Source organism: Streptomyces sp. NPDC088246 (assembly GCF_044741025.1).
Classification (GTDB): domain Bacteria; phylum Actinomycetota; class Actinomycetes; order Streptomycetales; family Streptomycetaceae; genus Streptomyces.
The window spans coordinates 62,338-75,683 of the sequence record NZ_JBIURV010000033.1; the positions used below are offsets into that span (position 1 = coordinate 62,338).

The following is a 13,346-nucleotide window of genomic DNA, read 5'->3' on the forward strand; positions in this document are numbered from 1 at the left end:
GTGAACTCGCCGGACAGTGCGAAGTCGACTGCACTACGGTCGAGTTGGCTGTAGTCGTACGCACGGCGGGGGCTTCCGGGTGGTCGGTGGGCCGAGGGCAGGGGGCTGACGGCCCCTGCCGGGCTTGCGTCATATGCCTGCGCCCCCCGAAAAGAATTTCTCGGGAGGCGCAGGCGTATCTACGTTCAGGCCGGCACTCGAACCATCAGGTCCAGTTGCACTTGTGCTTGCGGGCCTCGACCGGGTCGATCGCCTTCTCCATGCCAATGCTCGGCAGCCACGACTCCAGGTCCCAGGTGGGGCCGGTGTTCCAGTCGCCGGGCAGGCGCTCCTCCGCCCACGCGGCGTGACAGGCGAACTGCTCGTACAGCGACCGGTGCTCTACCTGGTTGATGCCCTTCGGGTACGGAGCCATGGACCACACCTGGTTCCACGCGCCGTGGAAGTCAGTGCGGGCGTTGTTGAACCCGTTCCTGGTGGGGATTGCGCGGACCTTCACCTGGTCCGTGCCGACATAGGTCTCGACCCGGGTCTCCTTGAACCAGTCGGTACCGGCGGCGCCGGAGTAGCCGACGCATTCCTGCTTGCACCAGGACGTTTCGTCGTTTTTGCCCGGACTCCAGAACAGGGTCAGGCCGCCGCTGGAGAAGCTTTGCGTCATCGACTGGTACGGCTCCTCCCACCCCTCATCCGACGTCGGATACCCGAACACACCACCCTCCCATCCGTAGGAGGCCCACAGTTCACCGATACGCCCCCACACAGGGTGCGCCCCGTTCGACAGCGTCGGATGCCAGTAGACGGTGCCGCCCTGGAACTGCTGCCGCTTGCCGGCGCCGTCGGGGTCGGTGCGTTCGTCGTCGACCGGGTAGCCGAGCTTCCCGCCTTCGTAGCCGAGCGCGCCCCACTTGCCGCCGATCGTGCCCCATACGGGGTGCGCGTTGCTGGCGGCGGACCAGTAGATGGTGCCGCCCGCGAACTCCTGTCGCTTGCCAACGCCGTCGGGGTTGTCCAGCTCGATGCTGGTCGGACAGCCGAGCGGCCCTGTCTCGCGGTCCAGCTCGTTGTACTTGACGAGAATCGCTCCGCCGACCGGCTTGCCGTAGACGTCGTCCGCGGCCGCCGGAGACGCCTGAACGGTAAGGGCTGCGAGGGAGGCAAGGGTGACGACCACGCCCTTGAACAGGGTGGCCTTTCGCCATAATGGTCGAGTCGACACTTTCACGAGCGGTTCCTCTCGGAGGGCGTTCAGTGTGGGCGAATTGCCCCTTGCGCCCTAGTAAGTTCCTCGCCGAGTTGGGGTGGTCTCGTCCGCTATGCGCTTGGTGAGGTTGTCGATCGAGGCGACGTAGATCATGGCTTCGGAGCTGGCGGCGAGAGTCTCGTAGTCGCGGGCGAGACGTCTATGCATCATGATCCAACCGATACTCCGCTCCACTACCCGGCGCCTTTTCACGACGTGAGAGCCGCGAACTCCGTGATTTCTGTTGACGACTTCGACGTCGATTCCGAGCTGCGCGCCGTGCTCGACGACGACCTTCTTGAAGCCGGTGCCTACCCAGCTCTTGGCGACGGTCGGGTACGCCTTCTTCGCCTGGCCGAGGAGGCGTATTCCCAGGGCGTTTTCGGAGAGGCTCGCGGCGGTGACGGTCACGGCGAGGATCAGGCCGATCGTGCCGGTGAGGATGCCCCGCTTCCGGTCCGCAATCTTCTTCGCGGCATCCGTTCCCTGGCTGGTCTCAGGCGCGTTGGTGGAGGTCTTCACGCTCTGGGTGTCGATGACGGAGCCTGTGGGTTCGGGTTTACGTCCCTCCTTCACGCGGGCCAGTGCCGGCAGGTCGTAATTGAGCTGGGCGAAGATTCCCTCGTCGCGCCAGGTCGCGTAGTAGGCGTGGACGGTGCCGTGATCCGTGAAGTCGTGCGGGAAAGGGACGGCGTGTTCGCCCAGCTCAGCGGGCTGCTGCGGAGCCTGCTGCGTGAACACGAAGGCCGGAACGCCCAGCCGTCGGCGTGCGTGATCGACGCGCAGAGCGTGAAGACCTCCACCAGCGTTCCCGCCACGAGCCAGGGCACGGACGCGGGCAAGAAGATCGTCGGCAGGGAGAGAAGCATCGTGACGGACGCACTCGGACTGCGTCTGGCGGTCCTGGTCACGGCCGCGAGTGTCCAGGACTCCGTCGCCGGCACCGGCCTGATCGAAACGGTGGCTGCCGAGCATCCCACGGTCCGAAAGGTCCGGGTCGACGGCGGCTACCGCCAGCACCTCGTCGAGCACGTCGGCGCGATGGGTGTACGTGCCGTATTCGGTCCTGGGCGATGTGGAGGGATATCTGCGCTGGGACCGGGCCGAGGTGGGCGAGGATGCGCGGGCCGCTGGCCGGCACGCGGTGTGGCGGCGTCCGTGGGTGGACGAGGATCGATCCCAGCCGCGCGCTGGCACGGCGGGTGGGTAGTCAACAGCGGGTGCCGCAGCGCGGACCGGAGACACTTCACATGCGCCGGCGCGGGTCGCGGCCGGCCGTGGATCAGTGGGCGAAGACCGTGCTCACCAAAAGGACATGAACGGCGGTGCCGCCGAGGATGCTCAGCAGTGCGTTACGGCCGTAGGTCTTCCGGGAGGCGAGATGGATGACGGTGATCTCGTGGGCCAGGGCCTGGTCGGCCGCCTGGCGCAGGGCACGGTTCTTCCCCACGGCGAGCCAGGCGCAATAGGAGGAGCGGGCCGCTTTCAGCAGCAGCGGCACAGGAAGGCGACGCCGTGGGTGGTCTTCTCCGCTTCGATGAACGCGTACACCTCGCTCACCGGCCGCTCTCCTTCGCGAAGAAGACCGCGGCTTTTCGCAGCACCTCGATTGTCTTGGCCTGCTCTGTGTTCTGCCTGCGCAGCCGCTTGAGCTCCTCCCGTTCCGCCGTGGCCAGCTCGCCGGGCCGGCCCTCGCCGCGATCCGCTTTCGCCTGGCGATACCAGTTGCGTAGGGACTCCGGGCCGACCCCGAGTTCCCGGGCGGTCTCGGTGACCGTGCGGCCCGTGGAGTCCACGAGCGCGATCGCGTCCCGCTTGAACTCCGCGGTGTACCGCTTCGTGTACTTACTTCCCACCTGGTGCAACTTCCTCTGGAACCTCATGTCCCGGTCTCCAGGTGTCCACGATCAAGGGGAAGCTTCACTGCACCGAGTGCGTCGGCTGGACTGCCGCCGCTTCGCTCGGCGACCACGAGGAGGGATACGAGCTGACCCACGCCGAGTGGGTCAGCCGGCAGATCGGCCCGCGCCGGATCGGCGGCCGGTACCAGGTCGGCACGAACGGCGCCTCGTAGGACGTGCTCGACATCGATCGCGGCCCGCGCCAGGAGTGGCCGTCGTGGCAGATCACCGTCCGATGGGCCGACGACGACCGGGTCACCACGCACTGCACCGGCTGCGATGCGCGGCGGGACACCGTCGTCGCCCAGCCCTCGGCAGACGTCACCTTCGTCTCCATCGGCCGCCTGCACGACGAAGAGGAATCCGAGTACGCCGACGTCCTGCAGCGCGCCGACATCGCGCTCGACCTCCGACGGAACTTCCGGGACCCGCACAAACTCGGCAATGACATGCGACAGATGACCGCCCACGACCAGGTTGTGCGGGACACCGTGATGGACATCCCGGGCGTTCACCAGGTGCTCGCCGTGACCGCGCTGCAGATCGACGGGTTCCTCGCCGGGCCGACGGCCGCGCCATTGACCGTGGTCACCCAGTGCGCGGGCGGTCTCTAGCCACAAGCAACTGTTGCTGGGATTTCAGTGACTGTGTGTGGCTGTACGTTTACTCGTTGATGATCGATGAACTTGAGGTGGAAGCCGGTCCGTTGGCGCGGTGGCAGGTGCATTGGTGCGATCCGCGGCGGGAGGTGCCGTGGTACGCGGCCGATCCGGTGCTGGCGGGCCTGCCGACGCTGGCCGAGTGGGCGCACGCGCACGGCACTCAGAGGGGACAGCCGGTGCTGCTGCGGGCCGACGGATGGTCGGTGCCGGAGGTCAACGGGTTCTTCGCCTCGGCGCGGATGCGTAACGCGAGCGCGGGCACGCGAAGGAAGTACGCCTTCGCGGTAGCCGTCTGGCTGGGGTTCCTTGATGCTACGGGCCGGGCCTGGCACGACGCCGACGAAGAGGATGTCGTCGGGTTCAAGTTCTGGCGGATGACCGACGAGGCGAATGTCCGGCGCGTGGCCGGCGGGATGGTGCTGGACGACCTGGTCGCGATCAGCGCGTTCTACCGCTGGGCCGGGTTTCGGTTCGGAGTGAGCGATCCGGTGGCCCGGCGGCAAGTTCCGGGTCCTGGCCCGGGCACGGTGACGGAGTCGTTCGAGGCCGGGCCGCACTTGGTGCGCGGCAAGGACGTGAAGTGGCTGGACCCGGCCGGTTACGCCCGCTGGGTCGATGTCGGGCTGCGCGGACTGGACCTGTGTGGCCAGGAGATCGACGGGTGGCGCGGGCGCAACAGCCAGCGTGACTGCGCGTTCGCCGACGGGCTCTACGGCACCGGACTGCGGCTGAGTGAGTGGGCCAGCGTCCTGCGTCTGGAGCTGCCCGCCGATGACGAGACCCGCACCTACTCCACCTGCCGGTTGTCGGCGGCCTGCGCCAAGGGTGGACGCGGGCGCCGGTTCTGGATGCCGCGCAGCGTGCTGGCCGACGTACTGGCCTACGAGGAGGGCGAACGCGCCGCGGCGGTCCGCCGCGCTCAGCGCGCCGCCCGCTACGAGCGGCTGGCGGGGCTGTTGTTGGTCGAGCGCAAGACCCGTAACCGGCGGCTGGAGATGCGCGACAGGGGCGGTCGCCGGGTGGCCGCGTCGCTGGACTCGCTGGATCCCGGCGCCCGCAGGAATCTGTTCCGCCGGACCGCCGCCGGGCCGCTGGCGGTCTGGCTGAACGAGGACGGCATGCCGCGCGAGGCGCACGGCTGGCAGCACACCTTCGACACCGGCAACGAGCGGGTCGCCCGCGCGGGACTGACCTCGTTCGAGGCGAACGCGCACATGTTGCGGCACTCGTTCGCGCTGCGCTGGTACTCGGTGGGCCGGCTGCTCTACGAGCGGCAGGTCGCGCACCTGAACGCTGAGGAGGTACGCGATTTCCGCGCCCAGTTCGGCGACACCTGGTATCTGGTCAAGACGTTGCTGGGGCACGTCGACGTGACCACGACGATGGATATCTACCTGGAGCCCTTCCGCGACCTGGACGTCTCGCTGCTGATCGAGCACGCTCACGGGGTTGCGTTGTCGGCTCTGATGGCGTCGATGTTCGCCGGGCACCCGCAGGTGCTGTCCGACCCGCTCGCCGGACAGCCGTCATGATCCGCGCTGCGGGGCGCCCGGCTGCGCTTCCGAAAGCGGGATACCAGGCGCCGCAACGGTTGTTCCTCGACGACGGGCAGTGCCTGGTGCGTTTCTTCCCCGAGCGCGGCGGCCCGCCGGTCGACTACGACTTCGCCGCCTTCCCCATTGCCCGTGAGCTGGTGGTGTGGCTGGCCACCGCGTTCGCCGGGTCGACCGCCCCGGCCGGGCGGCGCCGGACGACGTCCTCGGCCCTGAGTGCTTTCGGCCTGCTGCGCCGCTTCGCACATCATCTGGCCTCGCTGAACCGCCCGCCGGTCCATCCGGCGCAGCTTCGAGGCGCCCATCTGGAGAGCTTTCAGCTGGCCGGGCTGGGTACGCCGAACCTGAACCGGGAGCTGCCGACGCTGCGCTCGGTGCTGCGGTTCGCGCCCGAGGGCGCCGGGCAGGACTTCCTGGCGCGGCTGGCCCGCAAGGGCCTGGAGCGCAACTCCACGCCCGCCGCCAGCTACACCACGGCCGAGTTCGACCGCATCACCACTACCGCACGCACCCAGCTGCGGCGGGCCGCCGACCGGATTTTCGCCGGGCGGGAACTGCTGGCCCGCTGGCGGGCCGGACAGATCGACGCCGAGGCAGAGCCGCGCGCCTTCACGCACGGCGAGCTGCTGGACTACGTGGAGCGGCACGGCGACGTCCCGCGCAAGGACACCCGCTGGGGCCGGCAGCCCGACTACCGAGTCCGTCCGTTCGGGGCGGGCCGGCTGATGGCGGACCTGCACCTGACCTTCTCCGACATCGGCGCGGCCGGCGTGCTGCTGCTCTGCCTGACCGGGCAGAACTACAGCACGATCTCCACCGCCACTGCGACGCACCACCGCGCCGACGGGCACACCGGGACCACCGCGACTGCGGTGGTGGACCTGGTGAAGCCGCGCCGCGGCCGGGACCGCGCACACATGCCGACCGCGTTTTCCTCCAGCGCGCCCGGCGGACCGGGCGGCAGCCCTCACCGGCAGTTCGACCTGCACACGCCGTTCGGGGTCTACGCGCTGCTGGTCGATCTGGCCGGTGCGGCACGGGCGCACGTCGGAACGGATCTGCTCCTGGTCTTCTTCTGCTCCAAGGGCGTGGAGAAGGCCCGTGGGTTCCGCACCGGCCTGCCCAATGCGATCCTGGCCAGTTGGAGCCGTGGCGCGAACCTGCGCGCCGACGCCGTTGGCGAGGACGGTCTTCCGATTCCGCTGGTGGTCGACAGTCGACGGTTGCGGATGAGCTGGCTGGAGCGCCATCAGCAGCCGGTCGCGCACACGGAACGGACGCTGGCGAACGAGTATCTGGCGCGCAACCGCGGCAACCTCGCCGAGTACCAGAAGGTCGTCGCGGCCGTGCTGGAGGAGCAGCTGGCCGGCGCGCGGGCCGCGCAGGTCATGCGGGTGCTGACGGGCGCCGATGTCGCCGAGGCCCGGCATGCGCCCGAGGCAGTCGCCAGGCGCCACGGCCTGGAGACGGCCACCTTGAGCAAGCTGCTGGCCGGGGAACTGGACACTGTGATGGGAGGCTGCACCGACCACCTGGCCGGCCCGCACAGCCCGGCGGGCGAGCCCTGCCGAGCCTCGTTCCTGCTCTGTCTGTCCTGCCCCTGCGCCCGTGCGACTCCGGCGCACCTGCCGGTGCTGGTCGCCGTCCACGAAGGACTCAAGGCCCGCAAGCAGGAGATGACGCCGCTGCGCTGGGCCGAACGGTTCGCCGGGCCCGTCACGCAGTTGGCGGACCTGCTCGCCAGCTTCCCCACCGCGATGATCGCCACGACCCGCACCGAGATCACCGCCGAGCAGCGCGCTCTGGTCGAGCGGTTCCTGACCCGAGGACTGGACCTGACATGATCCTCCCGGACACCGCCGAGGCCGCATCTGCGGCTCCCCTGCCCGAGCCAGGCACTCTCGTGCTGCTCAACCGGCCGCTGCGCCCCGGAACCGACCCCAGCACCCTGTCGGTATTTGCGGACCAGCGCTGGCGCCTTTCGCCCGCCGTCTTCGAGGGCCACAGCACCGCGTTCTCGATCGACTTCAGCCCCGTCACCGCGCCGTTCCTGCATACGGTCAAGACGCTCACCTGGCTGCTGCTCAACCACACCAGCGCCGGCGTCTCCACCTTCTACTTCCGCCCGCGCACGTTGGCGATCACCACCATCACCTGCATGTTCCGCAATCTGCGCCTGTTCACCGACTGGCTTGACCAGCGCGGACGGACCTGTTTTGGCGAGGTGTCCCTGGCCGACCTCGACGACTACGCCGCGCACGTCAAAGCGGCCGAGGCCAGCCATGCCCAGCGCGAAGACCGGCTCTCGATCGTGAACCGGGTGTGGTCCTACCGGGACCTGCTGCCCGAGGCCGACCGGCTGCCGCAGACCCCGCCCTGGCGCGGCGAACGCATCCAGGACATCCTCCAGCAGCGGCGCGCCATCCGCGAAGAGAACCGCACCCCCCGCATCCACCCGGAGACGATGTCGGCGCTGCTGGCCTGGGCGCTGCGGTTCGTCGAGACCTTCGCCGAAGACATCACTGCGGCCTTCGACGAATACCTCGTACTCAGCGAGCGCAGCGGCCGCAACCGCATGGGCCGGGACATTCCCCCACCGCGGCGCCCGAAGGGCGCGCTGACCGACGACCTGCGCGTCCTGCTCACCGGCTACCGCGAGCGGGGACGTCCGCTTCCCGGCCTCCGCGACACCGACGGCACCCTCCGGGTCAACCTCTCGCATCTCGGAAAAGTGCTCGACACGGCCCGCGGCGCGCTCAACGCTCCCAGCAACCGCGCCGTCTTCGCCGAGATGGAGCTGCCCGTCATCGAGGGCGCACCGCTGGACGCGCCGGTCACCGGGTGGTTGGACGGCCGGCCCTGGCATGACGCGAGCATCGACTTCACCGAGGCCGGTTTCCTGGCACGGCACCTGAGCACGGCCTGCTTCATCGTGATCAGCTACCTGTCGGGGATGCGGGCAGGTGAAGTCCTCAGCCTCGAACGCGGCTGCGTCGAACGAGACCACGCCTACGATCTGGTCCTCCTGCGCGGCAGACACTGGAAAGGTGTCCGCGACGCTGCCGGCGACAAAATGCCCGAGGGCGAGATCCGCGCCGATCCGTGGGTCGTCACCGAGGCCGTTGCCACCGCCGTCGCTGTCCTGGAACGGCTGCACACGAGCACCTGGTTGTTCCCGGCGACGTTGTTCACCGACGGCCGCGACGGCGCGACCATCCTGCGCAGCCGCGTCGGCGGCTCCCGGTCGGAGACCCGGATCAACCACGACGTCGCCGAGTTCCTGGCCTGGGTCGAGACCTACTGCACCGAGCACGGCCGCAGCGACTCCATCCCGCCCGACCCGGTCCACCCGGTCATCTACTCCGCTCGCCTGCGCCGCACTCTGGCCTGGTTCATCGTCCGCCGGCCGCGGGGCCTGGTCGCCGCCGCCATCCAGTACGGACATCTCCGCGTCCAGATGACCCTCGGCTCCACCATTAGGAAGCTACGACTCGGGATTCCCCGACGACCTCGCGTTCGAGGACTGGCTGGCCCGGCTGGACAACCTGGCCGACGCACACCAGCGCTTACGCGAAGGCGAGCAGGTCAGCGGCCCAGCAGCCGAGACCTACCGGCACCGCGTCCAGGCCGCCACGCGCTTCGCCGGCCGAGTCCTGCGCACCAAGCGGCACGCCAACGCCATGCTCGCCAACCCCGACTTGCAGATCTTCCCCGGCAAGGGCATGACCTGCGTCCTGGACCCGAAACGAGCAGCCTGCCGCCTCCGCAGCGAGGAGGACGGCACCCGCCGCACCCCCGACCTCGACGAGTGCCGCCCGAACTGCGTCAACATCGCGCGGACAGATCGCGACATCGAACACGTCCATGTCCAGATCGAGCGGCTACGGCCGCTCGTCGACGACCCGCTGGCTCCCGCCTTCCGACACGCCCGCGAACAGCACGAGCTCGACCGCCTGGAACGCATCGTCACCGCCCACGACCACACCGGAGAACCCCACGATGGCCACTGACCGCGACACCGAACGCGACGCCATCACCGCAGCAATCCAGCGGCTGCTCGACGGCCGTCCAACCCGGTCCACTGGGGCGCTCACCACGCTGCAACTCGCCGCCGAGGCAGGCGTCAAACGCTGGGTCCTCACGCACAAGCACGTTGACCTGAAAGAAGAATTCACCCGCCGGAAGTCCGAGGCGAACGGCATCCCGCCCGCGTTCCAGCATCTGCACGCCCGCGCAGTAGATGCCGAAGCCGTCGCCCACGCACTGCGGGAGGACAACGGTCGGCTTCGCGAGCGCGTCGCCGTCTATGCCCAGGTCATCCACGAACTCTGCACCGAGCTGGACCGGCGCACCAACAACAGCACCCAGCGGAGCCCCGTCCGGAGCCTCCCCACCAGCCACCTATGAAGCGCGGGGCGCTGCGCCTGGCCGCGGTCGGCGCCGGCTCACCACTGGGTGATGAGCGGTGTGTCCGGTCCGTGCTGGCGCCAGGCCTCGGTGAGGCGGACGAGGCGGGCGGGGGCGGCGATGCCGCGCACGGTTGCGATCTTGCCGCCTGTGATGTCGAACGTCACGGCGCCCACGACCTTGCCGTCGGGCACGAAAAGGATGGCGGGGGCGCCGTTGACGAGCGCGTAGTGGACAGCAGAGATTCCGCCGGCAAGCCGCTGTTTCGCGGGCGTGGATTTGAAGCCGGCCCGTGCGATGGCGGCGATGCGCTGCGGAGTGTCGTACCGCAGCAGCTTCTCGGTCAGGCCGGCACCGTCGGAGATCGCGGTCGCGTCGTCGGTGAGCAGCGCCACCAGGCGTTCGGTGCGGCCCGAGGTGGCAGCGGCGAGGAATTCCTCGACGATCCTGCGGGCGGATGCCGGGTCGACTTCGCCACCGCCGCGGCGCGCGGCGGTGATGCGGTGCCGGGCCCGGTGGAGGTGCTGCTGGCTTGCGGAATCGGTGATGTCGAGGATCTCGGCGATCTCGGCGTGGTTGTGGGAGAACGCTTCGCGCAGGACGTAGACGGCCCGCTCCAGCGGTGACAGACGCTCCATGAGAGTCAGCACGGCCAGGGAGACCGATTCACGCTGCTCGAATGTGTCGGCCGGGCCGAGCATCGGGTCGCCGTCGAGGAGCGGTTCAGGCAGCCAGGCACCGACGGTGCGTTCGCGGCGGGCCTGCGCCGAGCGGAGCCGGTCGAGGCACAGGTTGGTGACGACCTTGGTCAGCCATGCTTCCGGCACCTTGATCCGCTGCCGGTCGGCAGCCTGCCAGTGCAAGAACGCATCCTGCACGGCGTCTTCCGCGTCGGCGGCGGAGCCAAGCAGCCGGTACGCCAGCGAGGCCAGCTGGTTCCGGCTGGCCTCGAACCGGCTGGTGTCGAAGCGATCACTGGCGGTGCTGTCCACGCGGAACACCCTAACTAGACGGCTGCGCTACCACGTTCTCGGCGGACTCGGCGGGCCCGGCGGCCAGGCGGCCAGGCGGCCAGGCGGCGTTCGCGCCTGGGCAGACCGCTGGCCAGGCAAAGCGCGACACCGAATCCGAGCCAGGTCATGAGCACGAGGACGGAGTGGGTGGAGCCGTGGCCGTCGAAGAAGGCTGTGGAGCGCAGCAACTGGCCGCCCGCCCCGGGCGGCAGCAGCTGGCCGAGCGTGCCGGACCAGCCCGGCAGCATCTCGGGTGCGGTCGAGGCGCCTGACAGGGGGTTGCCGATGAGCATCATGGTGACGGCGCCGAGGCCGAAGCCGGCGTACCCGAACTGTGACTCCAGCCCGATGATGGTCAGGGATGTGGCGGCGATGGCCAGGGCGATCGCGCCGGTGCTGACCAGGTAGGAATCGTCCAGTGAGCCGAGCCAGAACTGCAGGATCGCTGCCACCGCCAGGCCTCCGGTGATCGCGAAGGTGAGTGCCCCGGCGACCTGGCGGACGATGCCGCGGACGAGCCTGGTCAGTAGCAGCGCGGCGAGCAGGCCGCCCATGACCAGGGGCAGGGCTCCGGCGGCCAGGCCGGCGCCGCGGGGGTCGTCGGCCGGCAGGGCGACGATGTCGCGGACAGGGGACGTCTTGCTGGGGCCCTGCGCCTGACCGAGCCCCACCGCGACGCCCTGAAGGGTCTGGGCGACCGCTGCGCCGGCGGCCGAGGCTGTGATGACCTGCGGAGCGCCGGAGCTGACGTCTATCGCCCCGTACAACTCCCGGTCGCGGATCAACCGTTCGGCGGATGAGGTGTCGGCGACCTCGGTGATCGCGAAGCCGCCCGGCAGGCGTTGGTCGAGCGCGGCGCTGACCTGCTTGACCGCGGCGGGCGGCCCGGCGACGGCGATCGGCACGTCGTGCACATGCGACCGCACCGACGGCCAGGCGAAGGCGGTGAGCAGCACACTGATGAGTGCCGTGAGCAGGACGACTGTCCTGGCCACCGTCGGCCAGGACGACGGCAGTGTGTCGGCTACGCGATCCATGCGTCCTCCTCGGACAGAGAGATCTCTTTGCCTGGTGACGGGGACGGGCTGGTTGCACACCCCGGGTCAGCAGCGGCTCCGGCCGGTTGCTGGTCCGGCCTCGCAGGTGGGCGGCCGGTATCTGGCCCAGTGCCGGGGTGCTCAGGCGCGCACAGGATGGGGCGGCGGTGATCCGCCCCTGGCCTCGAAGCGCAGTGGCAGTGCTGCCCACGGCGGCTACGCGGCCGCCTTCTCGGCTGACGCATCCGGTACGGCGGCCAGGTGGCGCTTGCGCTTGGGCAGGCCGAAGGTCGGGTGCGAGGTGGTCCACAGCGACATCTTGAGGATGCCCGCCTTGATCCGCGCGGCCTTCCTGCCGCCCACGTACTTGGGCTTCGCCTGTGCTTCGCCGTCGACCATCTGCAGGATCCCGTCCCGCCGCCCGAGGCTGATGTGGTTGCCGTGGTACTCCAGCTTGGCGTTAGGGATCTTACGGCCGGTCAGGCGTCCAACGATCGCGGCCGTGGCCTGCATGCCGGTGTAGCCGGCCGAAGCACAGGACATCGGCAGAGGTCGGCCATTGTCGCCGATGGCGTAGGCGCTGTCGCCCACGGCGTAGACGTTCGGGTGCGAGACCGACTGCATGGTGCGATCGACGACGATCCGACCGTTCTCGGTGACCTCCAGCCCGCTGGCGGCAGCGATGGGGGTGACCGCGAACCCGGCCGTCCACACGGTCGCGTCGGACGCCAGGGCGGTGCCGTCGGCGCACAGCACCCGCGCCGCTTCGACGGCTTCGGCCTCGGTGTGCTCCAGGACGGTGATGCCCAGCCGGTCACAGGCCTGGCGCAGATGGCTGCGGGCTCCGGCGGAGAGTGAGGCGCCCAGCTCGCCGCGGGCGATGAGTGTCACTGACAGGCCGGGCCGGGATTCGGCGATCTCGGTGGCGGTCTCGATGCCGGTCAGCCCGTCGCCGACGACCAGCACACTCCCGCCTTCGCCCCGCTTGGCCAGGTTGTCCAGGCGCTCGCGCAGGCGCAGTGCCGCCGGACGACTGGTGACGTGGAAGGCGTGTTCGGCCACGCCGGAGACGCCTTGGTCGGCGACGCGGCTGCCGAGCGCGTAGAGGAGGGTGTCGTAGGCGAGCTCGCCGCCGCCGTCGGCGTCAGCCACGGCGACGACCTGCCGCTCGGGGGCGACGGCGGTGACACGGGCCAGGCGCAGCCGTATCCCCGTGCCCGCGAAGACGTCGGCGAGCTGTGGAGCCTCGATCTCCTGGCCGGCCGCGAGCTGGTGCAGCCGCAGCCGCTGGACGAAGTCCGGCTCGGTGTTGACCACGGTGATCTCGGTGCCTGCCGGGGACAGCCGACGGGCCAGGGTCCCGGCCACGTAGGCCCCGGCATAGCCGGCGCCGAGAACGACGATGCGGTGCTTCATTTGCTGCTCCTGTCGGTTCGCTAGTGCCGTAGCAGGGAACGTTTGCCCTGTTGTGATGTGACGCGCCGTTCGGGTGCTGTGCCGGGCGGCGTGTGGCCGTCACTCTGTTGGGGT

11 protein-coding genes and 2 pseudogenes are annotated in these 13,346 nt (G+C 69.7%); 6 read left to right on the forward strand and 7 right to left on the reverse strand.

Features of this window, described 5'->3' with window-relative positions; all coding sequences use genetic code 11:
• Positions 1-205 precede the first annotated feature (205 nt).
• Both ACIPEK_RS34145 and ACIPEK_RS34150 read right to left on the reverse strand, forming a co-directional pair.
• A complete protein-coding gene (locus tag ACIPEK_RS34145; protein ID WP_402004235.1) occupies positions 206-1,225 on the reverse strand; it encodes a DUF2599 domain-containing protein in 1,020 nt (339 codons plus the stop codon).
• A 51-nt stretch (positions 1,226-1,276) separates the two neighbouring features.
• Positions 1,277-2,011 (reverse strand): annotated as a pseudogene (locus tag ACIPEK_RS34150) (transposase); the annotation flags it as partial.
• On the opposite strand from ACIPEK_RS34150, the pseudogene ACIPEK_RS34155 reads away from it, so the two are divergent.
• A pseudogene (locus tag ACIPEK_RS34155) lies at positions 1,931-2,293 on the forward strand (transposase); the annotation flags it as partial. The pseudogenes ACIPEK_RS34150 and ACIPEK_RS34155 sit on opposite strands and share 81 nt — an antisense overlap.
• A 232-nt stretch (positions 2,294-2,525) precedes the next feature.
• On the opposite strand, the gene ACIPEK_RS34160 reads toward ACIPEK_RS34155, so the two are convergent.
• A complete protein-coding gene (locus tag ACIPEK_RS34160; RefSeq protein ID WP_402004238.1) occupies positions 2,526-2,744 on the reverse strand; it encodes a hypothetical protein in 219 nt (72 codons plus the stop codon).
• 55 nt (positions 2,745-2,799) lie between these two features.
• A complete protein-coding gene (locus tag ACIPEK_RS34165; protein ID WP_402004241.1) occupies positions 2,800-3,126 on the reverse strand; it encodes a transposase in 327 nt (108 codons plus the stop codon).
• A gap of 14 nt (positions 3,127-3,140) precedes the next feature.
• Here ACIPEK_RS34165 and ACIPEK_RS34170 point away from each other — a divergent pair, with 14 nt between their 5' ends.
• From ACIPEK_RS34170 to ACIPEK_RS34190, 5 genes are read left to right on the forward strand one after another with little or no spacing between them, the layout of a single operon-like run.
• Positions 3,141-3,317 (forward strand): hypothetical protein, encoded by a 177-nt coding sequence (locus tag ACIPEK_RS34170; RefSeq protein ID WP_402004244.1) that lies wholly within the window; start codon positions 3,141-3,143, stop codon positions 3,315-3,317.
• 3 nt (positions 3,318-3,320) lie between these two features.
• Positions 3,321-3,758, forward strand: a complete 438-nt coding sequence (locus ACIPEK_RS34175) for a hypothetical protein (RefSeq protein ID WP_402004247.1) — start codon at positions 3,321-3,323, stop codon at positions 3,756-3,758.
• Positions 3,759-3,817: 59 nt separating this feature from the next.
• Entirely contained in the window at positions 3,818-5,338 is a 1,521-nt protein-coding gene (locus ACIPEK_RS34180) for an integrase (protein WP_402004250.1), read from the forward strand.
• Entirely contained in the window at positions 5,335-7,203 is a 1,869-nt protein-coding gene (locus ACIPEK_RS34185; protein WP_402004253.1) for a hypothetical protein, read from the forward strand. Before ACIPEK_RS34180 ends, ACIPEK_RS34185 begins: the two co-directional genes overlap by 4 nt.
• Positions 7,200-9,521, forward strand: coding sequence for a hypothetical protein (locus ACIPEK_RS34190; RefSeq protein ID WP_402004256.1), 2,322 nt, complete (start codon positions 7,200-7,202; stop codon positions 9,519-9,521). The genes ACIPEK_RS34185 and ACIPEK_RS34190 overlap by 4 nt, the downstream gene beginning before the upstream one ends.
• A gap of 283 nt (positions 9,522-9,804) precedes the next feature.
• On the opposite strand, the gene ACIPEK_RS34195 is transcribed toward ACIPEK_RS34190, so the two are convergent.
• The 3 genes from ACIPEK_RS34195 to ACIPEK_RS34205 form a co-directional block, all read right to left on the reverse strand.
• Positions 9,805-10,758, reverse strand: coding sequence for a sigma-70 family RNA polymerase sigma factor (locus ACIPEK_RS34195; RefSeq protein WP_402004259.1), 954 nt, complete (start codon positions 10,756-10,758; stop codon positions 9,805-9,807).
• A gap of 14 nt (positions 10,759-10,772) precedes the next feature.
• Positions 10,773-11,816, reverse strand: a complete 1,044-nt coding sequence (locus ACIPEK_RS34200) for a hypothetical protein (RefSeq protein ID WP_402004262.1) — start codon at positions 11,814-11,816, stop codon at positions 10,773-10,775.
• A 216-nt stretch (positions 11,817-12,032) separates the two neighbouring features.
• Positions 12,033-13,232, reverse strand: coding sequence for an NAD(P)/FAD-dependent oxidoreductase (locus tag ACIPEK_RS34205; RefSeq protein ID WP_402004265.1), 1,200 nt, complete (start codon positions 13,230-13,232; stop codon positions 12,033-12,035).
• Positions 13,233-13,346 lie beyond the last annotated feature (114 nt).

Excerpts from the sequence above, each read along its gene's own strand:
- ACIPEK_RS34200 (WP_402004262.1), bottom strand. The coding sequence starts at position 11,816 with ATGGATCGCGTAGCCGACACACTGCCGTCGTCCTGGCCGACGGTGGCC.
- ACIPEK_RS34205 (WP_402004265.1), bottom strand. The coding sequence starts at position 13,232 with ATGAAGCACCGCATCGTCGTTCTCGGCGCCGGCTATGCCGGGGCCTAC.
- ACIPEK_RS34180 (WP_402004250.1), top strand. The coding sequence starts at position 3,818 with ATGATCGATGAACTTGAGGTGGAAGCCGGTCCGTTGGCGCGGTGGCAG.
- ACIPEK_RS34165 (WP_402004241.1), bottom strand. The coding sequence starts at position 3,126 with ATGAGGTTCCAGAGGAAGTTGCACCAGGTGGGAAGTAAGTACACGAAG.
- ACIPEK_RS34185 (WP_402004253.1), top strand. The coding sequence starts at position 5,335 with ATGATCCGCGCTGCGGGGCGCCCGGCTGCGCTTCCGAAAGCGGGATAC.
- ACIPEK_RS34190 (WP_402004256.1), top strand. The coding sequence starts at position 7,200 with ATGATCCTCCCGGACACCGCCGAGGCCGCATCTGCGGCTCCCCTGCCC.